Source organism: Asanoa iriomotensis (assembly GCF_016862515.1).
In the GTDB taxonomy this organism is placed as follows: Bacteria; Actinomycetota; Actinomycetes; order Mycobacteriales; family Micromonosporaceae; genus Asanoa; species Asanoa iriomotensis.
The window spans coordinates 1-26,238 of the sequence record NZ_BONC01000088.1 but is presented as its reverse complement, the minus strand read 5'-3'; the positions used below and the strand labels follow the sequence as shown (position 1 = coordinate 26,238).

The window sequence follows — 26,238 nt, the reverse complement described above, 5'->3', positions numbered from 1 at the left end:
ACGTCGTCTGGGCCCGGCGGGGTGCCGCCCTGACCCACGAGCCACCCCGCGAAGGGGGGATGGTGCGTGAAACGCATGCGTAAACGAGTGCGGGCGCTGCTGGCGGTCGCGCTCACGGCGGTCGTGGCGGCCGCCGTCGGCGCGGCCGTACCGGCGACACCGGCGGCGGCCAGCTACAGCTCCGCAGTCACGATCACGGTCAGCGAGATGCACACCACCGAGTGCCTCGACCGGGTCTGGCTGGTCATCTGCGACACGCCGGAGCTGTTCGGGGTCGCGATCATCACGCAGGACGACGGGCAGCAGCAGCGCTGTGAGATGAGCCTGCCCGCCGCCGGGGGGACGGACATCACCACGCCCAGCACGCTGTGCTCGGGGCGGACCGTGACGGGCAACTTCCGGGTCAACTTCGAGTTGTGGGAGGACGACTCGACCGAGGGCGGCAGCCGCGAGCAGGCCGACCTCAACTCCGGCCCGGCGAAGGACTGGCAGACGTACACGTTGTTCGGCGGCGGAGGGGGCACGTCGACCGAGCGGACCAACGGCGGCCCGTCGTGGGCGATCTTCACGGTTTCGCTGACGCCGCGACCGGCCAACATCGGCATCACGTCGCCGTCGCCGTTCAGCGCCCCGCGTGAGTTCGACCCGCGGCTCGGCGAGCTCCTGACGATCGCCGGTTCCCTGTCGGTGGCGTCGGCGCTGCGGTTCACGATCACCTCGCAGGCGACGAACGCGTCGTTCACGCTCTACCAGGCCTCGTTCTACGGGAGCATCTTCAACATCACCTGGGACGGCCGGTGGTCGGACGGGTCCTACGCGCCGCTCGGCCTCTACACGATCACCGTCGCCGACCCGAGCGACGCGAGTTCGGCCAGGACCACCCAGGCGCGGGTGATCCAGCGGGTCGGGCTGACGTTGACCAACATGACCAGCCAGCCATCGTCTGGTTGGCAGTTCCGCAGCGGCCCGATCACGGTGAACGCGGTCGCGTCGGCCACCGGCACCTTCCGGATGGTGGTGTCCAAGGTCGGCGTCGAGGTCTTCCGCACGCCCGACCAGCGGCGGGCGGCCGGCCAGGTCCAGTTCTCCTGGAACGGCCGGCAGGCTGACGGCACCTTCCTCACCCCGGGCTCGTACACCTTCCCGTTGCAAGGCACCGCCGACGACGGCCGCACCTTCTCGCCGGCCTCGATCACCATGCCCGTGGTCAACCCACCGGCGGGCCTCGAGGTGTACGCGCTGGCCGAGCCGGGCGTGCCCGCGGTCAACCCGCAGGCGGTGCCGGGCACCTCGATCCGCGCCAAGGTCGTGGCGACCAACCACAACTCCCGGCCGGCGGCCCGGATCACCATCGAGATGAGCCCCGCGGGTTGGGTGACCCGCCCGGTCACCCTGGCGGCCCGGGTCGTCAAGACGTGCTTCCAGGTCGACGAGTGCCAAGCGGTGATCCCGTCCGACATCCTCGCCGCTGAGGCGGTGGCCTACCGGATCACGGCGACCGAGGCCGAGGGCGTGCCGGACATGCTGACGGCCACCGCCGACTGGCGGATCACGGACCTGAACCCACCGGAGCCGTCGCAGGGGCCGGAAGTGACCCTGATCCCGTTGTGGCGGGCCAGCGTTCCGGCGGCGGTCGACAAGGACGGCCGGATCAACACGCGGCCCCTGAACACGACGCTCGACGTGGCGTACGCGCCGGGCACCGGCTACGACACCTCGACGACGACCGGCGCGCGGCAGTTCGGCAACGCGGTGGACGACAACGCCTGGCAGTTGCTCGGCCTAGGTGGGGCGATCTTCCCCAGCTCGATCGCGACGCACTGGTCGCAGGTGGGCATCTGGGTGCAGAACGTGCCCGTCGAGGTGACCGTCAGCCCGGACGGCGACGCGCTGTGCCGGCGTGGGCCGTTCGGACCGGTGAGCTTCGCCGAGGCGAACGGCATCCTGCACACGGTCAACTGCCGGGACAACGCCTCCGGCAACATCTTCACCGCCGACTCGCCGACGGTCGGGTGGCACGAGTTCCACCACGACGCCTACCACGAGGGTGACGAGTACTGCTGCGACGGCGGCTACTGGTACGGCGCCGCGATCAACACGTACGGCTCGCAGGCCCTGTGCCAGCGCGAGGGCTCCGTCGCGAGCACCTGCAACGAGATCACCGACGGCACCACCCGGACGGGCTGGTGGCGCAGCGACGCCCCGATGTCCGACGTGATGATCGACAACACGGTCGAACGGACGGACGACCTGCGAGCCGCCGAGAACGCGTACGCCAAGTGTGGGAGGGCACAATGCTGAGCCGACGTATCCGAATGCTGGTCCTGGCGGCCGTCGCGGTGCCGCTCGCCATGGCCGGTTCGGTCGCCGCCGTGCCGGTCGCGGCCGCCCCGGCCGCCCCGGCACCCGTGCAGCCGGCCCCGCCGGCCGGCGACTACACCGACCCGCACAAGGGCTCGCACCTGCGGCTCGGGCTGCTGGTGTCGGACAGCTCGGCGACGCCGACGATCCTGGAGATCGACCGGGGCTTCACGTCGTCGTTGCGCGGGTCGAGCGGGCCGTTCACGCTGCGGTTGCGGGACAGCGCCGGTGCGGTGCTCGACACGCTCACCGCGGACGACCCGCTGGCGTTGCGGGCGTACGACTCGAAGCAGAACGTGCACCGCATCCAGCGGCTGAAGGAAGCCGACGTCGTGGTCGACCTGCCGTTCATCGACACCACCGTGACGGTCGAGGTGGTCCTCGACCGCAGGCGAATCGCGACGATCGACGTCAGCTCGCTGATCCAGGGGTGCCAGGGCAAGCCGTTGCCCTGCGCGGTCATCTAGCCCGGCCGGCTGGGCACCTCCAGGCTGGGCACCTCTAAAATCCCGAGTTCGACCGCCCTCATCACGGTGGCGACCGGCCCGGAGGTGCCCAGCTTGCGGTGCACGTTCTCCAGGTGCTTGCGCACGGTGCCGGGCGCGAGACCCAGCCGGCGCGCGGTGGCGGGCACGGTCAGCCCGTCGGCGATCCCTCTGACCACGTCGACCTCGCGCTCGGTCAGCGGCGTGCCCCCGCGCTTCGGCGTCTGCCGGTGCAGGGCGATCAGGGCCGGTTGCAGGCGTTCGAGCAGGTCCATCTCCCGGGAGTCGAACTCGCGGTCGCGGTTGAACTGGTACCAGCGCATCACGGGCGGCGACCCGACCACCAGCGCGACGGTGTGCAGCCCGATCCCCTGCGGGGCAATGATCTCGCGGTAGAGAGCATGCTGCCGCCACCGCCGTTCGGGCAGCACGTCGGTGACCTGCAACGGCGGCCCGGGGTACGGGTGCGACCCGCGCACGGTGGCCGCGAAGAGCGGATGGGCGGTGAGCTGGTCGTGCATCTGCTGGACGACGGCCCGTTCGACCGGCCGGTCGGCGGCGAGGTCGGGCAGGCGCAGCGTTTTCAGGTCCAGCTCGGCGTAGGTGGCGAGATCGGTGCCGAGGCGGCGACCGACGGCGGCGATGGTCGCGTCGACGAGGGGCCGGCCGCGCATGGCTCCGAACTCGGCGGCGACGGCGCGTACCCACGCCCGGTCGTCATTCTGGTGAACGCTCACGGCGCGGACGATAGGAACTGTCGGGCTTGCGGCCGGTCGCGGATTGGACAGCGGTCGGCATTGCGTCACAAGATCCCGCGCTAGGTTTGGGACCATGCCGAAAGCGATCTGGAACGACCTGGTCATCGCCGAATCCGCCGACACCGTCGTGGTCGAGGGCAACCACTACTTCCCGCGTACGGCCCTGCGGGACGACCTGATCAAGGACTCCGCCACGCACACGGTGTGCCCGTGGAAGGGCACGGCTTCCTACTACACGCTGGAGCACGACGGCCTGACGAGCCGCGACGCGGTCTGGTACTACCCCGACCCGCTGCCGGAGGCGGAGATGGTCCGTGACCGGGTGGCCTTCTGGAAGGACGTCAAGGTCGTCGACTAGGGCGCGAGCGCCTGCTCGATGGTGAGATCCCGGCCGGCGCCCGTCAGCGCCGCGAACTCCGCGGCGGGAAGCACGGCCGTGAGGTGCGCGACGTTTCGACGCTCCAGTTCGGACACTGAGGGCCATGGGGTGAGGCCGACCGTGTGGCGTCTCCCGGCGGCCGCGCCCACCAGGCGAGCGGCGAGGTGGTGGTCGCCGTCCTGCAGGGCGAGTGCGCTGCGCGCGCCGATGCACCGGGTCAGGCCGTCGAGATGGTCGATTTCGCGGTACGTGGCGACCGCGGCGGCCAGGTCGGTTCGGGCCGAGTCGGGATCTGCGCGGAGCAGGGCGTCCATCGCCAGGCCGTAGTGCGCCTCGGCGCGCAGGTTCTCGTCGTCGAGCGCGCGGGCGATCTCCAAGGTCTCCCGGTGGCGTTCCTCGGCCTGGGTCAGGTGGCCGTCGATCGCGAGCGACAGGCCGTAGTGGGACAGCACGTAGCCGGGCACCAACGGGTCGTCGGCGTCGGCCGCCACCGCCAGCGCCTCCCCGAAATCCTCGTCGGCGCTGTGCGGCAGCGCGATCGCCCTGGCCGTGAGCAGCAGGGCGATCCGGGTCGGCGACTCGACCCGGCGGGCAGCCGGCAGCATCTCGTCGATCAGCCCGCCCATCTGGGTGAACTCACCGTCGTTGAGCAGCCTGCTCGCGGTCAGCCACCGCATCGCCAACCGGTCGCGCTCGGTCCGGAGCCGGTCGCGCGGCAGCGCCGCGATCCGCTGCCACAGCTCGGACGTCTGCCGGAGGTGGCCCCGGGCGACCATCCAGACCCAGACGTCGCTGAGTGCGCGTACCAGCGGACCGGGGTCCAGCCCCGTCTTGCCGACCCGGTCGATCACGACCTGGAGGTTGGGCTGTTCGCTGTCGAGGCGACGGAGCACCAGTTCCGCCGAGCCGAGACGGGTGTCGGCGGCCCGGAGCACGTCCAGGAGATGCTGGTGCAGCCGGTCGAGGGCGCCGTCGGCCGGATCCCGCCGCGCGGCGGCGTACCGCCGAATGGGTTCGAGCAGGGCGAATGCCCGCTGCCCGTCGGGGCGCTCGGCCGGGCCGACCATGCTGCTGTCCAGGAGGCGGGCAAGGTCGTCGACCACCGCGGCTTCCTCGCCGCCGGCGACGGCCGCAGCTCCGTCCACAGTGAACGGTGCCGCGAACACCGACAGCCGGTCGAGCAGGCGCCGTGCGGAGGCCGGCAGGAGGTCGTAGCTCCAGGAGATCGTGCTGTTCAGCGTTTTCTGCCTGTCCGGCAGGTCGACCAGGGCGCTGGGTCGTTCGAGGCGCTCGTAGAGCTGGGCGAGCATCTGTTCGGGGGTCAGCAGTCGCATCCACGCAGCCGCCAGTTCGAGCGCGAGTGGCAGGCCGCCGAGCCGGCGACAGAGCTCGGCCAGCGCGGGCGCGTTCGCGTCGGTGAGCGCGAACCCAGGTTCGGCGTCACCGACGCGGTCGACCAGGAGCCGCAGGGCCGGCGCCCTTGCGACGTCGGCGATGTCGGCCCCGGCCGGCGGCACCGCCAATGCGTCGACCCGGATCTCGCGCTCGCCGCGTAGCCGCAACGCCACCCGGCTGGTCACCAGGAGGTGCAGCCGCGGGGCCCGGCGCAGCATTTCGGCCACCGTCGGGGCGGCGTCGAGAACCTGTTCGAAGTTGTCCAGTACGACCAGTTGGTGCCGGGCCGGAAACACCCGGTGCAACGCGTCCACTGGCCGCTCGCTGCCCTGGGCGACCACGCCGAGCGCGGAGGCGATCGCGTCGGGAACGAGCCGGGCGTCGGTGGTCGACGAGAGGTCGACGAAGGCGGCGCCGTCGCGCCAGTGTGCGGCGGTCCGCTCCATCGCCGCGGTCGCGAGCCGCGTCTTGCCGATCCCGCCGGCGCCGGTGAGCACGACGAGCCGACGGTCGTCCGCCTCGACGTCGTGGACGATCCGCTCGAGCTCGTCGTCGCGCCCGAGCAGGCTGGTGGCCGGCGCGGGAGGCGCCGCGGTTCTCGTGGCGCCCCGCTGCCCGTCGAACCGCTCCGCGAGCAGCGTCGCCAGGTCCGCGAGCACCAACTCCCGAAGCTCGTCGGCGTCGGCGAACCGCTTGTACGCCGCGTGGCCACCCATCTTGATCTTTTCGAGAAGCCGGTGCAGCGCGGGATCCCGGCCCGGTGCGGGCGACTTGACGTAGAGCAGCCGCGGCATGCCCGCGGCCCGCTCGAACTCGTCCTCGAGCCCGGAAATGGTCATGCCGGGGCCGATCCAGCCGTACCCCTCGGCGTAGATGCCGACGAAAATGTCGGAGTTGGCCAGATAGGCGCGATAGACCGCCTGCGCCGGATGCGGCCGGGCCCCGGACTCGAACATCACGGGCGCGAGCCGCAGTTGCTCGATCGCGGCGCGAGCCGCGGAGCGCTCGGCGGCCGACTCGACGAGCGTCGAGGAGACGAACACCCGCAGCCGCTGATCGGGCGTCCTGATGCCAGCGGACCACTCCGCTCCGACATCGGCCATCCAGGTTCCCGATCACATCCGGCAAAGGCATATAAAGCGCATCTATCCCCACGATACAAGCCGCCGGGTCCGGGACAGCGAAACGCGGTTGACCACTCCCAGAAGAATGGGTTGAGTCGATGCTCAACCCGGGGAGGGCTCGCCATCCGAACGAACGCCTTCTTCAGTGCGTTGGACGGTGTCGAGCGGATCCTGCTCGCCGGCGCCGGCGGTGGGTTCGACGTGTACTCCGCGCTGCCGCTCGCGTTGTCCCTCATGGCCGGCGGCAAGCGGGTGCACCTGGCCAACCTGTCGTTCACCGAGCTGCACCTGGCCGACCCCGACGTCTGGGTCGACCGGGACGTCGCCCGGATCACCCCTGCCACGGCCGGGCCCGACGACTACTTCCCCGAGCGCACCCTTGCCGTCTGGCTCGAGACCAATGGCCTGCCATCGACGGTGTACGCGTTCCCGCTGCTCGGCGTGCAGCCCTTGCGCGCGGCCTACCGCGCGCTGGTCGACCGGCTCGAAATCGACGCGGTCGTGCTGGTCGACGGTGGCACCGACATCCTCATGCGCGGCGACGAGGCCGGGCTCGGCACGCCCGCCGAGGACATGACGAGTCTCGCCGCCGTCGCCGGGCTCGACGGCGTGCATGTGCGGCTTGTGGCGTGCGTCGGCTTCGGCATCGACGCGTACCACGGTGTCAACCACACGCAGGTCCTCGAGAACATCGGCGACCTCGACGCCGCGGGCGCCTACCTCGGTGCCTTCTCGATCCCGAGCCGGTCGCCCGAGGCGGTGGCCTACCGGGCGGCCGTCGCGCACGCCCAGGCCGCGACACCGCGGCGCCCGAGCATCGTCAACGGCCAGATCGCCGCGGCCCTCGAAGGTCGGCACGGCGACGTGCGGTTCACCAGCCGCACCCGCGACTCGAACCTGTTCGTCAACCCGCTGATGGCCATGTACTTCACCTTCGACCTCGCCGGCCTCGCGGATCAGAACCGCTACCTCGACCGGCTGGAGGACACCGTCGGCATCCGCCAGGTCTGGAGCCGGATCGAAGAGTTTCGTAGCCTGGTCGATCCCCGGAAGCCGCGCGCCTTTCCGCATTGACGACCCGAGGGGCGGACGATGAGCAAGACCGTGTCGGTCGAGTACGGCGGCCGTTGGTTCTGGGCCTACGACGTGAGTCTCGGTGTCCTGCTGCTGGAGGCGATCCACGTCGCCGCGGAACCGGGGCCGTCCTGGGTCGAGGACGTGGTGGCCACGTTGCGGATCCAGGTTGAGCTCGGCGCCAACACGGTATTCCTGCTCGACGAAAAGGAGTGGGACGGGCGGCAGCGTGCCTACGTCCGCGCGATCATCGCCGAGGCCGGCCGCAGGTTTCGCCGGGCCGGGAACATCTCGGCGGCGGACGCCGCGCGACGGTACGTGCTCGACGGTGAGCCGTTCTTCCTGCGTGGACAGGAGCAGATCGACGGCGCCGTGGTGGCCGATCTGGCCGACGCGATCGAACGCCTGATCCTCGACCAGCTGCCACCGGTGCCGGCGCCCGGCCGGCACTGGTTCTTCGGTGTGGAGGACGGCCCGCGCACGCTGTGAACAGCGCCGCGGGCCGCCGCAAGCTCAGCCGCGCGTGCGGCTCGTCGCCTTGGTCGCCGCCCGCGCACGCGGTGCGGCCGCCTTCTTCGCCGGCTTCTCGTCCGCGGAAGCCGAAGCCGCGGCCGAGGCCGCCGCCTTGGTCCGGCTGTTGGTCGTCGTCTTCGTGGCCTTGGCCGCCGTCTTCGTCGCGGTCGACCTGGTGGCCGTGGCCTTGGCGTTCGCTGCCGGCTTGGCGTCCGCGGCCTTGCCGTTGGCGGCCTTGGCCGCCGCCGCCCTGCCATTGCCGGCCGGAGCCTTGCCGTTGCCGGCCCCGTTGGCCTTGGCCGCGCGGGCGATCGCCTTCTCCGACCCCTTGGGCGGCCCGGTCAGCTCCAGCGTGTGCCGCAGGAACTGGCCCGTGGCGCTCTCCGGGACCTCGGCGATCTCCTCCGGCGTGCCGGCCGCGATCAGCAGGCCGCCGCGGTGGCCGCCCGACGGGCCCATGTCGATGATCCAGTCGGCGGTCTTGATGACGTCGAGGTTGTGCTCGATGACGATCACCGTGTTGCCCTTGTCGACCAGGCTCTCCAGGACCTTGAGCAGCTTCCTTATATCTTCGAAGTGCAGGCCCGTGGTCGGCTCGTCGAGGACGTAGACCGTGCGGCCCGTCGAGCGCTTCTGCAGCTCCGAGGCCAGCTTGACCCGCTGCGCCTCGCCGCCCGACAGGGTCGGGGCCGGCTGGCCCAGGCGGACGTAGCCCAGGCCCACGTCGACCAGGGTCTTGAGGTGCCGGTGGATCGACGGGATCGCCTCGAAGAAGGTCGACGCCTCCTCGATCGGCATCTCCAGGACCTCGGAGATCGTGCGGCCCTTGTAGTGGACCTCGAGCGTCTCGCGGTTGTAGCGGGCGCCCTTGCAGACCTCGCACGGCACGTACACGTCCGGGAGGAAGTTCATCTCGATCTTGATCGTGCCGTCGCCCGCGCAGTTCTCGCAGCGACCGCCCTTGACGTTGAAGGAGAACCGGCCCGGACCGTAGCCGCGGACCTTGGCCTCGGTCGTCTCGGCGAACAGCTTGCGGATGCTGTCGAACACGCCCGTGTAGGTCGCGGGGTTGGACCGCGGCGTGCGGCCGATCGGCGACTGGTCGACGCCGACCACCTTGTCGACGTTGTCGAGGCCGGTGACCCGCAGGTGGCGGCCCGGCACCAGCCGCGCGCCGTTGACCTGGTTGGCCAGCACCGTGTAGAGGATGTCGTTGACCAGCGTCGACTTGCCCGAGCCGCTCACGCCCGTGACCGCGATGAACTGGCCCAGCGGGAACGGCACCGTCAGGTTCTTGAGGTTGTGCTCGCGGGCGCCGACCACGACCAGCTCGCGCCCGGTCGTCGCCGGCCGCCGCACCATCGGCGTCGGGATCCGCCGGCGGCCGGCCAGGTAGGCGCCGGTCACCGACTCCTCGTTTTTCAGCAGGTCGTCGAACGAACCACTGTGGACGATCTCGCCGCCGTGCTCGCCGGCGCCCGGGCCGATGTCGACGACCCAGTCGGCCGTGCGGATCGTGTCTTCGTCGTGCTCGACGACGATCAGCGTGTTGCCGAGCCGGCGCAGCCGGACCAGGGTCTCGATCAGCCGGTGGTTGTCGCGCTGGTGCAGGCCGATCGACGGCTCGTCGAGCACGTAGAGCACGCCGACCAGGCCCGAGCCGATCTGCGTGGCCAGCCGGATGCGCTGCGCCTCGCCGCCGGACAGGGTGCCCGCCGGCCGGTCGAGCGACAGGTAGTCGAGACCCACGTCGACCAGGAACCGCAGCCGGGCGTTGATCTCCTTGAGCACCCGCTCGGCGATCATCTTCTGCCGGTCGTTGAGCACCATGCCGCCGAGCAGGTCGGCGCAGTCGCCGACGGACATGCCGGTCACCTCGGCGATGTTGCGGCCGTCGATCGTGACCGCGAGCACCTCGGGCTTGAGCCGCGCACCGCCGCAGACCGAGCACGGCACGTCGCGCATGTAGCCCTCGTATTTGTCGCGCGACCACTCGGACTCGGTGTCACCGTGGCGCCGCTCGATCCACTGCACCGCGCCCTCGAAGCCGGTGTAGTAGGACCGCTCACGACCGTATTTGTTGCGGTAGCGCACGTGCACCTGGTCGTTGGACCCGTAGAGGATCGTCTTCTGTGCCCGGTTGGACAGGGCGCGCCACGGCGTGTCGAGGTCGAAGTGCTCGGCGTCGCCCAGCGCCTGCAGCAGCCGCAGGAAGTATTCGAGAGTCTGGTTGGTCGCCCACGGCTGCACCGCGCCCTCGCGCAGGGTGCGCTCGGGGTCGGGGATCACCAGCTCGGGGTCGACCTCTTTCTTGGTGCCGATGCCGGTGCACTCCGGGCAGGCGCCGTAGGGCGAGTTGAACGAGAACACCCGCGGCTCGAGGTCCTCGATCGCCAGCGGGTGGTCGTTGGGGCAGGCCAGGTGCTCGGAGAAGACCCGCTCGCGGTTTGGCGAGTCATCGGGCTCGTCGACGAACTCGAGCAGCACGACGCCGGCCGCCAGCCGCAGCGCCGTCTCGATCGAGTCGGTCATCCGCTGCTTGGCGGAACCCTTGACGGCGAGCCGGTCGACGACCACCTCGATCGTGTGCTTCTCCTGCTTCTTGAGCTTGGGCGGCTCGGTCAGCGGGTGCACGACGCCGTCGACCCGGGCCCGCGCGAAGCCCTTGGACTGCAGCTCGGCGAAGAGGTCGACGTATTCGCCCTTGCGACCGCGGACCACAGGCGCCAGCACCTGGAACCGGGTGCCCTCGGGCATCGCCAGCACGCGGTCGACGATCTGCTGCGGGCTCTGCCGGGCGATCGGCTCGCCACAGACCGGGCAGTGCGGCTCGCCGACCCGCGCGTAGAGCAGGCGGAGGTAGTCGTAGACCTCGGTGATCGTGCCGACCGTCGAGCGCGGGTTGCGCGAGGTCGACTTCTGGTCGATCGACACCGCCGGACTGAGGCCCTCGATGAAGTCCACGTCCGGCTTGTCCATCTGACCGAGGAACTGCCGCGCGTACGAGGAAAGTGACTCAACGTAACGACGCTGACCTTCCGCGAAGATCGTGTCGAATGCCAGGCTCGACTTGCCGGACCCGGAGAGCCCGGTGAACACGATCATGGCGTCGCGGGGTAGATCCAGGTTCACGTCGCGCAGGTTGTGCTCCCGCGCGCCGCGCACGATCAGTCGGTCGGCCACAGCCCAACCCACTCCTGACATGAAGGAAGACCTGCAGAATCTCTGCCGTGGCAACTCTAGCCGCGGGGTATGACAAGTTTCGGCGCCGCTGCATTCCCCCGAACAGGGGAGATCCTAGATGCCGGTGATTTCGGTCATTCCGGGTACGCGATCTGCCCCCTTTATCACGTACCGTAGGGCGTCCGGCAATCACAGTGCGCCGGGTTCGTCGGCTGGGGCGGGCCCGCGTGCTCAGGGGGAAATGTGACAGCGGACCTGACGACGCGCGTGCCGGCGGCACCCGTCGAGCCGGTTACTTTCTGTGAGCAGGTCGCCACGCTCGCCCACGAGCGTGGCACCGGGTTCGCGGTCGCCCGCTTCGCGGTCTACGACTATCGCGAGATCCGCAGCTCGCTCGGCAAACCCGCGGCCACCGAGCTGCTCGACCGGATCAGCGAACGGATCCGCGGCCGCCTCGAACCGGCCGACCTCCTGTCCGTGCTGCCCGACGGCGACATGCTGCTCCTGCTCGACAACGCGGAAGGGCTCGAAGAGCGCCTGCACGAGCTCGTCCGCGAGGGCAGCGGTTGGACCACGATGGTGTACGGGCAGCTCAGCGCCGGTGCCTCCGTCGCACTGCCGCACGACGACGCCGAGACCCTGCTGTCCCGCGCCAGCCTCGCGCTCGAGGAGGCCGGCCGCCACGCACCCGGCTCTGTCACCGTCTGCGCCACGACCATGCTGACCAGCGCCCGCCAGCGCGTCGACCTCGACGTCGACCTGCGCCGCGCCGTCGAGGCGGACCGCCTGACCGTCCACTACCAGCCGGTGGTCGCGCTGCCGGGCGGCCGGATCGTCGGCTACGAGGCGCTGGCCCGCTGGCCCGACCAGCAGCGCGGGTGGGTCTCCCCCGACTCGTTCATCCCCGCCGCCGAGCGCAGCGGTCTGATCGGCGACATCGGCCTGCGGGTGCTCCGCCGGGCACTGCGCGACAAGCGGCGTTACGGCCCCTGCCGGAGCAGCTGGATGTCGGTCAACGTCAGCGCGGTCCAGCTCGACGACCCCGGTTTCACCCGGGAGGTGCTGCGCGCCCTGGACCACTCGGGCGTCTCGCCCGACGAGCTGCGGGTCGAGGTCACCGAGTCGGCGCTGCTGGCGTCCGCGCGGTCGCGCGCCCAGCTCATCGAGCTGCGCCGGGCCGGCATACGCGTGCTCGTCGACGACTTCGGCACCGGGTTCTCGTCGCTGGCCAGCGTGCGCCGGCTGCCGATAGACGGCATCAAGATCTCCCGCGAGCTGCTGCACGACGAGGAGCCGGGGATGCCCGACCCGACGGTGGTCCGCGCGGTCCGGCTGCTCGCCGCCGGCGCGGGCGTCACCGACATCATCGCCGAGGGCGTGGAGAGCGCGCTGGAGGTGCGCACCCTCGCCGCCCTCGGCATGCCGTACGCGCAAGGCTTTCATCTCGGTCGTCCCGCACCCGCCTCCCGCGCACTGCGCTGGCCGGGCAACCTCGCGACTCCGTCGGCGAACTAGGCCGCGATGCCGTCGAGCTCGGCCACCGCGTCCGCCGGCAGCACCAAGTCGGCGGCGGCCAGGTTCTCGCGCAGGTGCGCCACTGACGACGTGCCCGGGATCAGCGCCATCGTCGGTGACCGCTGCAGCAGCCAGGCCAGCGCGACCTGCTGCGGCCTCGCGCCCAGCCGGTCGGCCACGTCACGCAGCGTGCTCGACTGCAGCGGGCTGAACCCGCCCAGCGGGAAGAACCCGACGAACGCGATCTTCTCGGCGGCGACCACGTCGACCAGTGCGTCGTCCGCGCGCTTCGCGAGGTTGTAGAGGTTCTGCACCGCCACGATCGGCGTGACCGACTGCGCCTCGCGGAGCTGGCCCACGGTCACGCCGCTGAGCCCGATGTGCCTGATCAGGCCCTGCTCGCGCAGCTCGGCCAGCGCGGTCACCTGGGCGGCGATCGGGTCGTCGCGGGTCTCCTCGACGCCGCCGACCCGCACGTTGACCAGGTCCAGCGCGTCGACGCCGAGGTTGCGCAGGTTGTCGTACATCTGAGCCTTGAGGTCCTCGGGATGCAGCGACTGGACCCAACGGCCGTCGGGCATGCGGCGTGAACCGACCTTGGTAGCGATGACCAGCTCATCCGGGTACGGCGACAGCGCCTCCCGAATCAGCCGGTTGACCACCACGGGGCCGTAGTAGTCGCTCGTGTCGATGTGGGTAACACCGCTCTCGACCGCCGCACGCAGCACGGCGATCGCCTGGTCGTGGTCGCGCGGTGGTCCGAACGCGTTCGGTCCGGCCAACTGCATGGCGCCGTATCCCATCCGGCTGATCGTCAGGCCGCCGGCGAGGTGAAGGTGTGTGGTCATGCCATCGACCGTGCACCCGCCGGCAGCGAATAGGCAGAGTCGCGCTGTTCCTGGGTGTGCGGGGACCACCCACGGTGTGCCGGATCCACCTATCGTCGGATTCGTGGAGACCAACAACGTGCTCGGCGATTTCCTGCGGGCCCACCGCGAGCGGATCACGCCGGAGGACGTGGGCCTGGGCCGGGGCGTCGGCGTGCGCCGGGTGCCGGGCCTGCGCCGCGAGGAGGTCGCCATGTTGGCGGGGATCAGCTCCGACTACTACCTGCGCCTGGAGCAGGGCCGCGACCGGCATCCGTCGGTGCAGGTGCTCGACGCCCTCGCCCGGGTGCTGCGGTTGGACGCCGACGCGACCGCGTACCTGATCGGTCTGAGCCAGCCGACCTCCCGCACGGCCGCGCGACCGACCGCGGGCTCCACGGCGATCCCGGAGAGCATCCGGCACCTGCTCGACGAGCAGACGTCGCCGGCGTTCGTGCAGACCCGCTGGCTCGACGTGATCGCCGCCAACCGGATGGCGATCGCGCTCACGCCCAACCTCTCCCCCGGCGTCAACCGGCTGCGGGCCGCGTTCCTCGATCCCGCCGAGCGCGCGTTCCACCGGGACTGGGCCGAGGCGGTCGCGCAGGCGGTGGCCGGCCTGCGCGCGGACGCGACCGGGCACGGCGACGACCCCCGACTGGCCACACTGGTCGGTGAGCTGTCCCTCAAGAGCGAGGAGTTCCGGCAGCTCTGGGCCCGGCACGACGTGCGCCGCCCGGAGGGCCGGTTCAGCCTGATGCACCACCCGGAGGTCGGCGACCTCGACCTCTACGCCGACAAGCTCATCATCGCCGGGACGGACGGGCTGGTGCTCGGCGTCTACCACGCGGAGCCCGGCAGCGAGTCGGCCCGCTCGCTCGCGTTGTTGGGTTCGCTCGCCGCTTCCGCCTGAGTTCGTCCACTCTGCCCCGACCTCGTACCCGCAGGTCGGGGCATTTCCATGTCTTGACTTCCCACATACTCAAGCGTAAACAGAAACGAAACAAAATGATGCGGAGGCAAAGCCACATGTACGCGGAGGAGCGGCAAGAGGAGATCCTGCGGCTTGCCCGTGCTCAGGGGCGGGTCGACGTGACCGCGCTGGCCGACGGCTTCCAGGTGACCGCCGAGACGATCCGCCGCGACCTGACCGTGCTCGAGCGGGCCGGTGTCCTCCGCCGGGTGCACGGTGGAGCGATCCCGGTCGAACGCATCGGCTTCGAGCCGGCGCTCGCTGCCCGCGACACGGTGCTGATCACCGAGAAGGAGCGCATCGCCAAAGCGGCCCTGGCCGAGCTGCCCGACGAGGGCGCGGTGATCCTCGACGCCGGCAGCACCACCGCGCGGCTGGCCCAGGCGCTGCCCACCGACCGCGAGCTGTCCGTCGTGGTCAACTCGCCGGTGCTCGCCACGCTGCTCGGCACCCGGGCCAACCTGACCGTGCTGCTGCTGGGCGGCCGGGTCCGCGGCAAGACCCTGGCCACCGTCGACGACTGGGCGCTGCGCCCGCTCGCCGACATGTACGTGGACGTCGCGTTCATGGGCACCAACGGCTGCTCGGTCGAGCGCGGACTGACCACACCCGACCCGGCGGAGGCGACCGTCAAACGGGCGATGATCGCGGCGGCCCGCCGGGTGGTGCTGCTGGCCGACCACACGAAGATCGGCAACGACTATCTGGCCCGGTTCGGCGACCTGACCGACCTGGACGTGCTGATCACCGACACGGGCCTCGACGCCGAACTGGCCGGCGACGTCGAAGCCACCGGCGTCCGGGTGGTCCGCGCATGATCGTCACCGTCACGCTCAACCCGAGCCTGGACCGGGCGATCGAGATCGACCACCTGGCCCGCGGCGACGTGATCCGCGCCCGCTCGGGCCGCCTCGACCCGGGTGGCAAGGGCGTCAACGTGTCCCGCGCGCTGCTCGCCAACGGAGTCGCGTCGCGCGCGGTGCTGCCCTGCGGCGGCGACGAGGGCGCCCAACTGGTCCGCCTGCTGGCGGCGGAGGGCGTCGACCTGGTCGCCGTGCCGATCGGCGGCCACACCCGCTCCAACATCACCCTCGCCGAACCCGACGGCACGGTGACCAAGGTCAACGAGCCCGGTCCGTCGCTGTCGGCGGTCGAGTTCGACGCGGTGACCGGCCAGGCCCTGGCCGCCGCGGGCACCGCGGGCTGGGTGGTGGTCTGCGGCAGCCTCCCACCGGGCGTCACCCCGGCGGCGTTCGGCCGGCTGTGCCGGCGCATCGTCGCGGCGGGGGTGCGCCTGGCGGTCGACACGAGCGGGCCGGCGTTGCGGGCGGCCGCGGAGGCGGGCGCACACCTGGTCAAACCCAACCGCGAAGAGCTGTCCGAAGTGGTTGGCCACCCGCTGCCGTCCCGGTCGGACGTGGTCGCGGCCGCGGATCGGGTACGCGCCTGGGGCGCGGGCGCGGTCCTCGCCAGCCTCGGCGCGGACGGCGCCATCCTGGTCACCGCCGACACGGTCGTCAGCGGTGCGGTGGTGGTCCCGGCACCACGCAGCTCAGTCGGCGCGGGCGACGCGCTGCTCGCGGGGTTTCTGGCCGCCCTGACCAGATCCGCGGGGACGGGCCCCGACCGAGACGCCGGCGGGGCTGGCATCTCGAGCGACACGGCCGCCGCCGCGACCGACGAAGCCGGCCCGCAACCCGTCGCGGTTGCGGACCGTGTGTCACGAACCGGCACGACCGGGGCCACCGACAGGTCCGTTCCAAGTGGGTCGGCCTCAACCAGCGACGACGTCGGCACCGACCCGACGTCCGAGGCCGGTGCGGCGGCCGCCAACGGTGACGGGCCGGCCGCGGTGCGGCGGCGGCAGCTCGTCGCGGCGCTCGCGGAAGGGCTTGCCTGGGGTGCCGCCGCCGTCAGCCTGCCGGGCTCCCGAATGCCACGTCCCGAGGACCTGCGGCGGGACGCCGTTGTGATCCATCCCGATTCCGATTTCGTCCGGTACCCGGGTTCTGCGGGGTTACCGGACCCCTCCCCTACCCCCGAAGGGAGCGTTCGGTGACAACTACCGACGAACGCGGCTACACGCCCGCGGTGCAGGGCACCGGGTTCCGTGCCACCGTGCAGCGGTTCGGCGGCAATCTGGCCGCCATGATCATGCCCAACATCGGCGCGTTCATCGCCTGGGGTCTGATCACCGCGCTGTTCATCCCGACCGGCTGGATACCGAACGAGGACTTCGGTCAGCTGGTCAACCCCATGATTTTCTTCCTGCTTCCGATTCTGATCGGCTACACCGGCGGCCGGCTCGTGCACGGGCAGCGCGGCGCCGTGGTCGGTGCCGTCGCCACCGTCGGCGTCGCGGTCGGCGCCGGCGCGGTGATGGGCACCGCGCTCGAGAACGCGTCGCCGATGTTCCTCGGCGCGATGATCATCGGTCCGGCCACCGCCTGGTTGCTCAAGCAGTTCGACACCCTGGTCGAGGATCGCATCCGGCCCGGCTTCGAGATGCTCGTCAACAACTTCTCCGCCGGCATCATCGGCGGCGGCATGGCGCTGCTGGGCGCGTGGGGCATCGGCCCGATCATGCGTACGGTCACCAACGCCGCCGGCGACGCGGTCAGCTGGCTGGTCGACCACAACCTGCTGCCGCTCGCGTCCGTGCTGGTCGAGCCGGCCAAGGTGCTGTTCCTCAACAACGCGATCAACCACGGCGTCTTCGGCCCGCTCGGTGTCGCCGAGGCGGCCGAGACCGGCAAGTCGATCCTGTTCATGATCGAGTCGAACCCTGGCCCGGGCCTCGGCCTGCTGCTCGCGTTCTTCTTCTTCGGCCCGCGCAACCTGCGTGCCACCACACCCGCCGCCATGATCATCCAGTTCCTCGGCGGCATCCACGAGATCTACTTCCCGTACGTGCTGATGAAGCCCCGCCTGATCATCGCCATGATCCTCGGCGGCGCGGCCGGCGTCGGCACCTTCATGATCACCGGTGCCGGCCTGACCGCAACACCGTCCCCCGGCAGCATCTTCGCCTACTTCGCGGTGACGCCGCGCGGCGGCTACGTACCCATGCTGCTCGGCATCGTGATCGCGGCCGGCGTGACGTTCGCCGTCGCGTCCATGCTGCTCGGCTTCGGCCGGCTCGAGCCCAAGGAGGATCCGACCGCCGTCGACGGCGACGCGGCCGCCGTCGCCCCGGATGCCGACCCGCAGCCCGGCACGCAGCCGGAACCGGCCCGCGAGCCCGCAGGCGTCGCGCCGGAGCAGCGCACCACCGCTTGACCCGCGTTAGGAACGGACCGTTCCTATGCGGAAAGCGTTAGCAACGGTCCGTTCCTTTCCCCTATCCCTCGAAGGGCGGCAACGTCATGGCCAACATCAAGGGCAGCGACATCCAGAAGGTCGTCGTCGCCTGCGACGCCGGCATGGGCAGCAGCGTCATGCTCGCCAGCCAGCTCCGGCGCCAGCTCAAGAAGCACCGGATCACCGTCGAGCACACCCCGGTCAACTCGATCCCGGCCGACGCCGACGTCGTGGTCTGCCACGCCGGCCTGGCCGAACGCGCCCGCGGCAGCGCGCCGGGCAAGGTGATCCTGCCGGTCCAGGTGTTCATCGGCGACCCGGCCGTCACGCGGCTGGTCAAGGTCGTCGAGTCCGGCGGCGAGCTCGATGGCTGAGGGGCTCGGCGCGCTGCTCGACCCGGCCGCCATCCGGCTCGCCGAGACGGCCGCCGACCGGAACGCCGCCATCCGGCGGTGCGGCGAGGTGCTGGTCGAGGTCGGCGCGGTCGCACCGGCGTACGTGGACGCCATGCTGACCCGCGAGCAGTCCATCTCCACGTACGTCGGTGAGGGTGTGGCGATCCCGCACGGCACCCTCGCCGGCAAGGAGACGGTGCTCCGGGACGCGCTGGCCGTGCTGCGCTTCCCGGACGGCGTCGACTGGGGCGGCCAGCCCGTCACCGTCTGCGTCGCGATCGCCGCCCGCGGCGACGGGCACGTCGAGGTGCTCGGCGAGCTCGCCCAGATCCTGCTCGACCCCGACCGCGCCGCGGCGTTGCGCGCGGTCACCGACAAGGACACGGTCTACGACCTGTTGACACCCATCGAGGAGACGGCATGAAGGTCGTGCGCTTCCACGCGCCCGGCGACGTACGCATCGAGGACGCACCCGAACCCACCCGCACCGGCGGCGACGTGCTGATCCGGGTGCACAACTGCTCCACCTGCGGCACCGACGTCAAGATCTTCAAGTTCGGGCACCACCACATCCGCCCGCCCCGGGTGATGGGCCACGAGATCGCCGGCGAGGTGGTCGACGGCGGCGACACCGGCTGGCAGGCCGGCGACCGGGTGCAGGTCATCGCGGCCATCCCCTGTGGACAGTGTGAAGAGTGCCGGCGGGGCCGGATGACCGTCTGCCCCAACCAGGAGTCGATGGGCTACCACTACGACGGCGGCTTCGCCGAGTTGATGCTGGTCCCCGCCAAGGTGCTCGCGGTCGACGGTCTCAACCGCATACCCGAGGGCATCGGGTACGCCGAAGCGTCGGTCGCCGAACCCCTCGCGTGTGTCCTCAACGGACAGGAGCTGGCCCGGGTCGGCGAGGGTGACGACGTGGTGGTGATGGGTGCCGGCCCGATCGGCTGCCTGCACGTGCGGCTCGCCCGCGCCCGCGGCGCCCGGCGGGTGTTCCTCGTCGACCTCAACCCGGACCGGCTGGCTCTCTCCGCCGTGCGGGTGCGGCCCGACGCCGCGATCTGCGCCGCCGACACCGACGTGGTCGACGAGGTGCGCAAGCTGACCGACGGCCGCGGCGCCGACGTGGTGATCACCGCGGCGGCGGCGAAGGCGGCGCAGGAGCAGGCGTTCGCGCTCTGCGCCCGGCAGGCCCGGATCAGCTTCTTCGGCGGGCTGCCCAAGGACGACCCGGTGATCCGGGTCGACAGCAACCTCGTGCACTACCAGGAGCTGACGATCGTCGGCGCCAACGGTTCCAGCCCGTCCCACAACAAGCGGGCGCTGGAGCTGATCGCGTCGGGTGCGGTGCCGGTCGCCGACCTGATCACCCACCGGCTGCCCGTCACGGCGGCGCTGGAAGCGTTCGACATCGTCGCGCGCGGTGCCGCCATCAAGGTCACCATCGAGCCCTAGGGGGTACCCGTCATGCCGTCCCGCACCGTGACCGTCGGGTCGCGTTCCGGGCTCCACGCCCGGCCGGCCGCCCTGTTCGTCGCCGCAGCCGGTGCCGCCGCGTTGCCGGTGAAGATCAATATCGAGGGCCGCAAGCCCGTACCGGCCAACAGCATGCTGTCGGTGCTGTCTTTGGGCGCCAAGTGCGGCACCGCGGTGACCATTTCCGCCGACGGCGACGGCGCCGACGCAGTGCTCGACGACCTGGCCGCGCTGCTGGCCCGCGACCTGGACGCCGACGAGGTCGGTTCCGATGGCTGAGCCGTTGCGGGGCATCGGGGTGTCGCCCGGGTTCGCGGCGGGTCCGGTGTGCCGGGCGGGTGTCGCGCCGCGCCTGCCCGCGCCGCGGGCGGTGTCGGACGTCCCCGCCGAGCTGTCGGGCGCCGCTTCGGCCCTGCGGGCGGTGGCCGCGGAGCTGGACCGGCGGGCTTCGGCGACATCGGACGCCACCGCCGCCGAGATCTTGCGGGCGCAGGTTCTCATGGCTGAGGATCCGGTGCTGGACGAGGCGGTGGCCGACGCGATCCGGGCGGGCTCCGACGCGCCGCACGCGATCGACGCGGCGTTCGCGGTGCACCGGCAGGCGTTCCTGGACGCCGGCGGCTACCTCGCCGAGCGGGTCGCCGACCTCGACGACCTGCGCGACCGGGCCGTAGCGGTGTCGAGCGGGCTGCCGATGCCCGGCATCCCGTCGCCCGGGCATCCGTTCGTGCTGGTGGCCACGGACCTCGCGCCCGCGGACACGGCGGGCCTCGACCCGGCGCAGGTGCTCGCGCTGGTGACGGAGGCGGGCGGTCCGACGAGCCACACGGCGATCCTGGCGCGGTCGCTGGGCATCCCGGCGGTGGTGCGCTGCGGCGGCGCGGCCGGGCTGCGGGACGGGATGGTGGTCGCGATCGACGGCGCGGCCGGTGCGGTGCGGGTGGGTGTCGACGAGGCGACGGTCCTCGACACCCGGCGGCGGGAGGAAGAGCGGCGGTCGCGGGCCGCGGCCTCGTCCGGCCCTGGCCGGACCGCCGACGGTTGGGCGGTCGAGCTGTTGGCCAACGTGGGTTCGGCTGCGGACCCGGTCGCCGGTGCGGAGGGCGTGGGTCTGTTCCGGACGGAGCTGCTCTATCTCGACCGCGAGAAGGCGCCGTCTCATGAGGAGCAGGTCGAGGCGTACGCGGCGGTGTTCGACGCCCTCGGCGGGCGCAAGGTCGTGGTGCGCACCCTGGACGCGGGCGCCGACAAGCCGCTGCCGTTCCTCGACCAGGCCGGCGAGCCGAACCCGGCGCTCGGTGTCCGCGGCGTCCGCCTGGCGCGGCGCGACCCGGCGCTGGTGGACGGCCAACTCGCCGCGATCGCGGCGGCCGCCACGCGCACCGGCGCGACGGCGTGGGTGATGGCGCCGATGATCGCGACCCCGGCGGAGGCCCGCGACTTCGTGACCCGGGCCCGGGCGGCGGGTCTGGCGTCGGCCGGGGTGATGGTCGAGATCCCCGCGGCGGCGCTGCGGGTGCGCGCGCTGCTGCGGGAGGTCGACTTCCTGTCGATCGGGACGAACGACCTGAGCCAGTACACGTTCGCCGCCGACCGCATGGCCGGTGAGCTGGCGGAGTTGCTGGACCCGTGGCAGCCGGCGCTGCTGGACCTCGTGGCGGCCTGCGGCCGCGCGGGCCGGGAGGCGGGCAAGCCGGTGGGCATCTGCGGCGAGGCGGCGGCCGACCCGGGGTTGGCGCCGGTGTTCGCGGGCTTGGGCATCAGCAGCCTGTCGATGCCGGCGCGCGCGATCCCGGCGGTCCGGGACGCACTGGCCACGCACACGAAGGCTGATTGCGAACGCCTGGCCACGGCGGTGCTCGCGGCGGAGGACCCGGCGGCGGCTCGCGCCGTGGTCGGCTGACGGCGGGGGTTACCCTGCCGTCGTGCCTCGCGACGACTTCGAGCCGGTCCACGTCGAACTGGACTGGTACGACGGAATCCGCTCGGGCATCGCCGCCGTCGACGGCGTGCCGCACTACTTCCGGAGCGAGAACTTCACGGACCTGATCGACGAGGGCGCGTACCTGGTGTGGCCTGCGGACGACGAGGTTCTGGCCCTGGAACGCGAACAATCGGCGATCTACTTCGCCGCACAGGCACGCGGCGACCGCCATCCGGGCGAAGGCGGGGTCGACGCCCGCTACGACGAGTTGGAACTCCTGCTCGAGCCGCGCCGCGAACCCCCGCCCGACGCCCGCCGGCTGTTCGCCCAGTGGCGCCACGCGCCCAACCCGCACCAACCCGACCACGGCGGCGGCTACTGGGTGCGTTGGCGCACTACCGCTTGATCGAGATCGGACACGCGCCCGAGAGGCCTCCGCGAAGTATGCGACGTCGGCCATCGGGCAGGTCGGGGTCGCGCACGTCGGCGCGTGCGGGATGATCGTGGCGCCAACGGCAGCGGTGTGCACGCGGGACTTCGGTTTCACGGTGACGCGCGGGCTGGTAGTCCGACATCCATCCCGATTCCTTTCGCGGACCGCGCCCCACTGACGGGAGCGGTTTCCAGCGCCGTCGCCGCGGCGGGTCGGGGGGATGCGGGGCCAATCACCGGTCGGCTTCCGACCAAACGCCTTCACGCCGTCGTCGGCCCCGGTGCGAGAACCCAACTGGGCGGTGGATCTGAGACCTCTGGAACATGACGCCGGCGAAGGCCCTCGAGCTGTGGCCGAAGCTACCGGCGGCGGGGATGCGGTTGGGCAGCCCCAGCAACCCGATCAACTCGGTCGGACTCTTCAACAAAGCGGACAAGCTGGTCGAGAGCCCCGCCGACCCGGCGGCAGCAGCACCCGCGCCAGCCGTCGGTGGCGTTCGGTGCGGCCGACAGGTTCGACGCCCCGGATCGCCGACCCCGCCAAACGGTGCACCCCACGCGATGCACGCCGGCAAATGATTGCTGGTAGAAGCAGCAAGGCCCTCCAAGATCAGCAGACCCACCACCGAGTGCAGCGGCCGCCCCGATTGACCGCGACGGCGGAAGCCGGGGCGGTGCGAACCTGCCGCACGCGCCCGGGCGCTGGTCGACGACGGGCCGTGCACGACCTTCTCGCGCAGAGGATGCTCGGCGGTTTGAGGGCGAGGCGACGCGGACCTGGCAGCGGAGCGAAGCGGAGCGGTGTCCGGCGGGAGCGACGGTCGTGCCCACGGCGGACCCGGGACACCGTGGGTCTTCGGGTTGGGTCTGCGGGTTAGGGCAGTTCTCGCGTGAGGACCACCCGATCCTGGCCTGGGCCGCTGTAGTCGGTGACCAGGCGGGCGGTGAAGCCGAGGCGTTCGTGGAAGCGGATCGACTCCGCGTTGGCCGGGCCGGTGATCGCCTTGAGGCGGGTGGCGCCGCGGGAGCGGGCGGCCGACGCGAACGCCGCGTGGAGGTGGCGGCCGAGGCCGGTGCCGCGGCTGCGTTCGTGGACCGCTACCGCGTGGATGTAGCCGACGTGGGCCGGTGCGATGAAGCCGAAGAGGTAACCGTCCACGTCGCCCGCCACGAAGGCCGTGTCGCCGAACTCGCGGACGAACATCGGGTGGTGCAGGTGGCGGACGTCGCGGTCGCCCCAGTAGGCGGGCAGGTCGGCCAGGATCGCGGCGAGGTCGCGCGTCGTGGCGCGGCGCAGGTCAGTCATCGAGGGTGCCGAGTCGGGTGATGTTGGCGGCCTCGTCCGGGTCCGGGCCCTCGGTGTCCAGGAAGGCCGTCAGGACCTCGACCGCTACGTCGGGGGCCAGGCGTTTCAGGCTCATCGCCAGGACGTTGGCGTCGTTCCACCTGCGGGCGCCGGCGGCGATCCAGGGGTCCCAGGCCAGGGCGGCGCGTACGCCGCTCACCTTGTTGGCGGCGATCGCCGTGCCCGTGCCGGTCCAGCAGAGCACCACGCCCAGGTCGGCCGTGCCGTCCGTGACCGCCTTGCCCACCGCGGCGCCGATGTCGGGCCATTGTTGGCCGCCGGTCACGTCGACGACCTCGATGTCCCGGTCGGCCAGCGCCTGCTGGACCGCTCGTGTGGTCTCGTTCGCGTCGTCGGCTCCGTACGCCACCCGCATACCGACCACCCTACGGGTCGAGCAGGCGAGCCCTCAGGCCGGCCAGCAGGGCGTCGTCCGCGCCGGCGCGGTCGCGGACATAGGCGTGCACCGATCCGTAGGTGGCCGCCAGCTCCTTGAGCGTCAGGCGCATCGCGTCGGCGGGGGCGCGGCCGTAGGCCGGCCAGGTGATCGGCGGGTTGGCCGGGTTGGCCTGCCAGTCGTCGACGAACTTCGGCGCGGCGGCGTCGGTCAGAACGTAGTCCGCGACGATGTCCTCCTCGCTGACGCCGACCAGCGCGAGGACGAGGGCGGCCAGCAGGCCTGTGCGGTCCTTGCCGGCCGCGCAGTGGATCACCACCGGGGTGCTGTGCGCGGCGGCGATCACGGCCAGCGCCTGGCCGATCTCGACCGGGCCGTCGGCCAGGACCTCCGCGTTGCGATCGGCGAGGAAGCGGACCGGCTCGACCTCGGGCGCGACCGTCGCCTGCCGGCACGGGCGGTGCTCGATCGACAGGTTGTAGTAGGCCAGGCCGTCGTACTCGGGCACCCGGCCGCGGCGTGCGACCTCTTCCGGGTAGCGCAGGTCGATCACCGTGCGGATGCCGAGGTTCCGGAATTTCACCCAGTCGGCGCCGGCCAGCTTGCCGAGGCCGTCGGAGCGGTAGAGCCGACCCCAGCGGGTCTGGCCGCCGTCCGATGTGGAGTACCCGCCGACGTCGCGGAAGTTGTGCAGCCGGTCGAAGGCGATGTGCCTCACTTGGACACCGAGAAGCGCAGGGAGGTACGCATGCCGACCTCGAGGACCCGCTCCTTGCGCAGGCCGAGCGCGGCCAGGTCGGCGTCGGGGTCGAACAGGCGCCGGCCGCCGCCGAGCAGCACCGGCATCAGGTCGAGCCGCAGCTCGTCGACCAGGCCGCGGGTGAGCAACTGGTGGCCGAGGTCGACGCCGCCGACGACGGTGACGTCGCGGTCGCCGGCCGCCGCCTTCGCCGCCGTGACCGCCGCCTCGACGCCGTCGGTGACGAACGTGAAGGTCAGCCGGTCCGACTCGCGCGGGTGGGTGGCCGGCGGCTGGTGGGTGACGACGAAGATCGGGACCTGGAACTCGTACGTGCCGGCGAAGCCGTCCGGGTCGCCCATCTCGAACGTCCGCCGTCCCATCACGACGGCGCCGGTCTCGTCGACCATCTCGGTCATGTAGTGGGTCGGCCGCAGCTCGGCCAGGTCCGGATAGAGGGCCGCGGCGCTGCCGTCCGCGTCCGCGACGTAGCCGTCGACCGACACGGTCATTCCGAAGATCACCCTGGCCATGGGCTCGAACCTACCAGCGGGCCGCTCGGCTCCGTACGAGGACGGATCGCGGGTACGGCCGGCGGCGTACCCGATGAGCCGTTGGCCGGCGGACGCCCGTCGGCCTCGTTCCCGCGAGGCTGAAGCAACACTTCTCAGGAGGGACGGACGTCATGACAACGGTCGCCATCGCCGCCCAGCGCCGACTCACCGACCTGCTCGCCCGGCACAGCATCGACATCCTGCGGGTCAGCCTCGGCCTGGTCTTCCTCGGCTTCGGTGCGCTCAAGTTCTTCCCGGGCGCCAGCCCGGCCGAGGCGCTGGTCGCCCGGACCATCGACGCGCTCAGCTTCGGCCTGGTCACGGGCACCAACGCGGTGCTGCTCTGCGCGGTCGCCGAGTGCTTCATCGGCATCACGCTGATCACCGGCCGGCTGCTCAAGACCGGGCTCGTGGTGCTGGCCGCCTCTCTGGTCGGGATCATGTCACCGCTTCTGCTGTTCTTCACCGACCTGTTCCCCGGCACTCCGACGATCGAGGGGCAGTATGTGGCGAAGGACATCGTGCTCGCCGCCGCCGGTCTGGTCGTCGCCGCCCGTGCCCTGGGCGCCCGGCTCGTGCCGCCACCGACCCGCGCCACCGTCTAGGGTCGAGGCGAGGCGGATGGTTGGGCGCGCCGCCAGATACGAGACAAGGCCGAGAGAAAAGGACCACCCGTGCGGATCCTGTTCGTCGCAGCCCCGCTGATCGGCCACCTCTACCCGATGGTCCCGCTCGCCGAGTCGCTGCGCGCCGCCGGCCACGACGTGCTCGTCGCGACCGGCGGCGACGCCGTTGCCAGACCCCCGGCCGGGTTCCCGGTGGAGGATCTCACCGGGCCGTTCAACTTCGGCCGGATCGCCCTGGGCACCATGCTGAGCCGCCCGCGGCTCCTGGTGCGCGAGCTGGCCGGGCGCGCGGGCACCGACGCGGTGGGGCACATCTTCGCCGCGGTCAACGAGCGCTTTGTCGACGCCGCCGCGGCGCTGGTCGCGCGCTGGCAGCCGGACGTGGTCGTGCACGAGCCGCTGTGCGCCGCGGGCGCGGTCGCCG

The 26,238-nt window shown here is 71.6% G+C and carries 24 protein-coding genes and 2 pseudogenes; 18 read left to right on the top strand and 8 right to left on the bottom strand.

The features are described from left to right. Nucleotides 1-75 precede the first annotated feature (75 nt). Entirely contained in the window at nucleotides 76-2,301 is a 2,226-nt protein-coding gene (locus Air01nite_RS36320) for a FlgD immunoglobulin-like domain containing protein (RefSeq protein WP_203707930.1), read from the top strand. After that, complete coding sequence (locus Air01nite_RS36315; RefSeq protein ID WP_203707929.1) at nucleotides 2,295-2,828, top strand: hypothetical protein; 534 nt, start codon at nucleotides 2,295-2,297, stop codon at nucleotides 2,826-2,828. Before Air01nite_RS36320 ends, Air01nite_RS36315 begins: the two co-directional genes overlap by 7 nt. Here the strand turns inward: Air01nite_RS36315 and Air01nite_RS36310 are convergent. Further along, complete coding sequence (locus Air01nite_RS36310; RefSeq protein WP_203707928.1) at nucleotides 2,825-3,583, bottom strand: response regulator transcription factor; 759 nt, start codon at nucleotides 3,581-3,583, stop codon at nucleotides 2,825-2,827. The genes Air01nite_RS36315 and Air01nite_RS36310 overlap by 4 nt on opposite strands. 94 nt (nucleotides 3,584-3,677) lie before the next feature. Here Air01nite_RS36310 and Air01nite_RS36305 point away from each other — a divergent pair, with 94 nt between their 5' ends. Continuing rightward, nucleotides 3,678-3,962, top strand: a complete 285-nt coding sequence (locus tag Air01nite_RS36305) for a DUF427 domain-containing protein (RefSeq protein WP_203707927.1) — start codon at nucleotides 3,678-3,680, stop codon at nucleotides 3,960-3,962. Here Air01nite_RS36305 and Air01nite_RS36300 read toward each other — a convergent pair. Beyond that, nucleotides 3,959-6,481: a DUF4062 domain-containing protein gene (locus Air01nite_RS36300; RefSeq protein ID WP_239091214.1), complete on the bottom strand. Its 2,523-nt coding sequence runs from the start codon at nucleotides 6,479-6,481 to the stop codon at nucleotides 3,959-3,961. The two genes, Air01nite_RS36305 and Air01nite_RS36300, sit on opposite strands and share 4 nt — an antisense overlap. 171 nt (nucleotides 6,482-6,652) lie before the next feature. Here Air01nite_RS36300 and Air01nite_RS36295 point away from each other — a divergent pair, with 171 nt between their 5' ends. Continuing rightward, a complete protein-coding gene (locus tag Air01nite_RS36295) occupies nucleotides 6,653-7,576 on the top strand; it encodes a DUF1152 domain-containing protein (protein ID WP_239091213.1) in 924 nt (307 codons plus the stop codon). Nucleotides 7,577-7,594: 18 nt separating this feature from the next. Then, nucleotides 7,595-8,065: a hypothetical protein gene (locus tag Air01nite_RS36290; RefSeq protein WP_239091212.1), complete on the top strand. Its 471-nt coding sequence runs from the start codon at nucleotides 7,595-7,597 to the stop codon at nucleotides 8,063-8,065. A 240-nt stretch (nucleotides 8,066-8,305) separates the two neighbouring features. On the opposite strand, the pseudogene uvrA reads toward Air01nite_RS36290, so the two are convergent. Further along, a pseudogene (uvrA, locus tag Air01nite_RS36285) lies at nucleotides 8,306-11,272 on the bottom strand (excinuclease ABC subunit UvrA); the annotation flags it as partial. A gap of 243 nt (nucleotides 11,273-11,515) precedes the next feature. On the opposite strand from uvrA, the gene Air01nite_RS36280 reads away from it, so the two are divergent. Further along, nucleotides 11,516-12,787 carry a GGDEF domain-containing phosphodiesterase gene (locus tag Air01nite_RS36280; protein ID WP_203707923.1) on the top strand — a complete coding sequence of 424 codons (1,272 nt, stop codon included), beginning with the start codon at nucleotides 11,516-11,518 and terminating at the stop codon, nucleotides 12,785-12,787. Here Air01nite_RS36280 and Air01nite_RS36275 read toward each other — a convergent pair. Further along, nucleotides 12,784-13,635 (bottom strand): oxidoreductase, encoded by an 852-nt coding sequence (locus Air01nite_RS36275; RefSeq protein ID WP_203707922.1) that lies wholly within the window; start codon nucleotides 13,633-13,635, stop codon nucleotides 12,784-12,786. The genes Air01nite_RS36280 and Air01nite_RS36275 overlap by 4 nt on opposite strands. Nucleotides 13,636-13,738: 103 nt before the next feature. Here Air01nite_RS36275 and Air01nite_RS36270 point away from each other — a divergent pair, with 103 nt between their 5' ends. The 10 genes from Air01nite_RS36270 (at nucleotide 13,739) to Air01nite_RS36225 (ending at nucleotide 22,127) form a co-directional block, all read left to right on the top strand. Further along, nucleotides 13,739-14,566, top strand: a complete 828-nt coding sequence (locus Air01nite_RS36270) for a helix-turn-helix transcriptional regulator (protein WP_239091211.1) — start codon at nucleotides 13,739-13,741, stop codon at nucleotides 14,564-14,566. A gap of 116 nt (nucleotides 14,567-14,682) precedes the next feature. Beyond that, entirely contained in the window at nucleotides 14,683-15,444 is a 762-nt protein-coding gene (locus tag Air01nite_RS36265) for a DeoR/GlpR family DNA-binding transcription regulator (RefSeq protein WP_203707931.1), read from the top strand. Continuing rightward, the gene (locus Air01nite_RS41710) at nucleotides 15,441-16,685 is read left to right on the top strand and encodes a 1-phosphofructokinase family hexose kinase (RefSeq protein WP_203707920.1); all 1,245 of its coding nucleotides are present in this window, start codon (nucleotides 15,441-15,443) and stop codon (nucleotides 16,683-16,685) included. The genes Air01nite_RS36265 and Air01nite_RS41710 overlap by 4 nt, the downstream gene beginning before the upstream one ends. Next, complete coding sequence (locus tag Air01nite_RS36255; RefSeq protein ID WP_203707919.1) at nucleotides 16,682-17,905, top strand: PTS transporter subunit EIIC; 1,224 nt, start codon at nucleotides 16,682-16,684, stop codon at nucleotides 17,903-17,905. Before Air01nite_RS41710 ends, Air01nite_RS36255 begins: the two co-directional genes overlap by 4 nt. 86 nt (nucleotides 17,906-17,991) lie before the next feature. Continuing rightward, the gene (locus tag Air01nite_RS36250) at nucleotides 17,992-18,300 is read left to right on the top strand and encodes a PTS lactose transporter subunit IIB (RefSeq protein ID WP_203707918.1); all 309 of its coding nucleotides are present in this window, start codon (nucleotides 17,992-17,994) and stop codon (nucleotides 18,298-18,300) included. Then, nucleotides 18,293-18,745, top strand: a complete 453-nt coding sequence (locus tag Air01nite_RS36245; protein WP_203707917.1) for a PTS mannitol transporter subunit IIA — start codon at nucleotides 18,293-18,295, stop codon at nucleotides 18,743-18,745. The genes Air01nite_RS36250 and Air01nite_RS36245 overlap by 8 nt, the downstream gene beginning before the upstream one ends. Then, on the top strand, nucleotides 18,742-19,776 hold the full coding sequence (locus tag Air01nite_RS36240) for a zinc-dependent dehydrogenase (protein WP_203707916.1): 1,035 nt from the start codon (nucleotides 18,742-18,744) through the stop codon (nucleotides 19,774-19,776). Before Air01nite_RS36245 ends, Air01nite_RS36240 begins: the two co-directional genes overlap by 4 nt. A gap of 12 nt (nucleotides 19,777-19,788) precedes the next feature. Further along, complete coding sequence (locus Air01nite_RS36235) at nucleotides 19,789-20,076, top strand: HPr family phosphocarrier protein (RefSeq protein WP_203707915.1); 288 nt, start codon at nucleotides 19,789-19,791, stop codon at nucleotides 20,074-20,076. Then, nucleotides 20,069-21,700 (top strand): phosphoenolpyruvate--protein phosphotransferase, encoded by a 1,632-nt coding sequence (gene ptsP, locus Air01nite_RS36230; protein ID WP_203707914.1) that lies wholly within the window; start codon nucleotides 20,069-20,071, stop codon nucleotides 21,698-21,700. The genes Air01nite_RS36235 and ptsP overlap by 8 nt, the downstream gene beginning before the upstream one ends. Nucleotides 21,701-21,722: 22 nt before the next feature. Then, the gene (locus Air01nite_RS36225; protein WP_203707913.1) at nucleotides 21,723-22,127 is read left to right on the top strand and encodes a hypothetical protein; all 405 of its coding nucleotides are present in this window, start codon (nucleotides 21,723-21,725) and stop codon (nucleotides 22,125-22,127) included. A gap of 900 nt (nucleotides 22,128-23,027) precedes the next feature. Here Air01nite_RS36225 and Air01nite_RS36220 read toward each other — a convergent pair. Genes Air01nite_RS36220 through Air01nite_RS36205 form a run of 4 tightly spaced genes read right to left on the bottom strand, consistent with a single transcriptional unit; the run spans nucleotide 23,028 to nucleotide 25,167 of the window. Continuing rightward, nucleotides 23,028-23,459: a GNAT family N-acetyltransferase gene (locus tag Air01nite_RS36220; RefSeq protein WP_203707912.1), complete on the bottom strand. Its 432-nt coding sequence runs from the start codon at nucleotides 23,457-23,459 to the stop codon at nucleotides 23,028-23,030. Further along, the gene (locus Air01nite_RS36215; protein ID WP_203707911.1) at nucleotides 23,452-23,874 is read right to left on the bottom strand and encodes an RpiB/LacA/LacB family sugar-phosphate isomerase; all 423 of its coding nucleotides are present in this window, start codon (nucleotides 23,872-23,874) and stop codon (nucleotides 23,452-23,454) included. The genes Air01nite_RS36220 and Air01nite_RS36215 overlap by 8 nt, the downstream gene beginning before the upstream one ends. Before the next feature lie 10 nt (nucleotides 23,875-23,884). Continuing rightward, the gene (locus Air01nite_RS36210; RefSeq protein WP_203707910.1) at nucleotides 23,885-24,613 is read right to left on the bottom strand and encodes a tyrosine-protein phosphatase; all 729 of its coding nucleotides are present in this window, start codon (nucleotides 24,611-24,613) and stop codon (nucleotides 23,885-23,887) included. Further along, a complete protein-coding gene (locus Air01nite_RS36205; RefSeq protein ID WP_203707909.1) occupies nucleotides 24,610-25,167 on the bottom strand; it encodes a dihydrofolate reductase family protein in 558 nt (185 codons plus the stop codon). The genes Air01nite_RS36210 and Air01nite_RS36205 overlap by 4 nt, the downstream gene beginning before the upstream one ends. Before the next feature lie 152 nt (nucleotides 25,168-25,319). Here Air01nite_RS36205 and Air01nite_RS36200 point away from each other — a divergent pair, with 152 nt between their 5' ends. After that, nucleotides 25,320-25,793 (top strand): DoxX family membrane protein, encoded by a 474-nt coding sequence (locus tag Air01nite_RS36200; protein ID WP_203707908.1) that lies wholly within the window; start codon nucleotides 25,320-25,322, stop codon nucleotides 25,791-25,793. A gap of 69 nt (nucleotides 25,794-25,862) precedes the next feature. Next, a pseudogene (locus tag Air01nite_RS36195) lies at nucleotides 25,863-26,238 on the top strand (glycosyltransferase); the annotation flags it as partial.

Excerpts from the sequence above, each read along its gene's own strand:
- Air01nite_RS36300 (WP_239091214.1), bottom strand. The coding sequence starts at position 6,481 with ATGGCCGATGTCGGAGCGGAGTGGTCCGCTGGCATCAGGACGCCCGAT.
- Air01nite_RS36205 (WP_203707909.1), bottom strand. The coding sequence starts at position 25,167 with ATGGCCAGGGTGATCTTCGGAATGACCGTGTCGGTCGACGGCTACGTC.
- Air01nite_RS36250 (WP_203707918.1), top strand. The coding sequence starts at position 17,992 with ATGGCCAACATCAAGGGCAGCGACATCCAGAAGGTCGTCGTCGCCTGC.
- Air01nite_RS36265 (WP_203707931.1), top strand. The coding sequence starts at position 14,683 with ATGTACGCGGAGGAGCGGCAAGAGGAGATCCTGCGGCTTGCCCGTGCT.
- Air01nite_RS36320 (WP_203707930.1), top strand. The coding sequence starts at position 76 with ATGCGTAAACGAGTGCGGGCGCTGCTGGCGGTCGCGCTCACGGCGGTC.
- Air01nite_RS36305 (WP_203707927.1), top strand. The coding sequence starts at position 3,678 with ATGCCGAAAGCGATCTGGAACGACCTGGTCATCGCCGAATCCGCCGAC.
- Air01nite_RS36275 (WP_203707922.1), bottom strand. The coding sequence starts at position 13,635 with ATGACCACACACCTTCACCTCGCCGGCGGCCTGACGATCAGCCGGATG.
- Air01nite_RS36245 (WP_203707917.1), top strand. The coding sequence starts at position 18,293 with ATGGCTGAGGGGCTCGGCGCGCTGCTCGACCCGGCCGCCATCCGGCTC.
- Air01nite_RS36235 (WP_203707915.1), top strand. The coding sequence starts at position 19,789 with ATGCCGTCCCGCACCGTGACCGTCGGGTCGCGTTCCGGGCTCCACGCC.
- Air01nite_RS41710 (WP_203707920.1), top strand. The coding sequence starts at position 15,441 with ATGATCGTCACCGTCACGCTCAACCCGAGCCTGGACCGGGCGATCGAG.
- Air01nite_RS36220 (WP_203707912.1), bottom strand. The coding sequence starts at position 23,459 with ATGACTGACCTGCGCCGCGCCACGACGCGCGACCTCGCCGCGATCCTG.
- Air01nite_RS36240 (WP_203707916.1), top strand. The coding sequence starts at position 18,742 with ATGAAGGTCGTGCGCTTCCACGCGCCCGGCGACGTACGCATCGAGGAC.
- Air01nite_RS36290 (WP_239091212.1), top strand. The coding sequence starts at position 7,595 with ATGAGCAAGACCGTGTCGGTCGAGTACGGCGGCCGTTGGTTCTGGGCC.
- ptsP (WP_203707914.1), top strand. The coding sequence starts at position 20,069 with ATGGCTGAGCCGTTGCGGGGCATCGGGGTGTCGCCCGGGTTCGCGGCG.
- Air01nite_RS36215 (WP_203707911.1), bottom strand. The coding sequence starts at position 23,874 with ATGCGGGTGGCGTACGGAGCCGACGACGCGAACGAGACCACACGAGCG.
- Air01nite_RS36200 (WP_203707908.1), top strand. The coding sequence starts at position 25,320 with ATGACAACGGTCGCCATCGCCGCCCAGCGCCGACTCACCGACCTGCTC.
- Air01nite_RS36315 (WP_203707929.1), top strand. The coding sequence starts at position 2,295 with ATGCTGAGCCGACGTATCCGAATGCTGGTCCTGGCGGCCGTCGCGGTG.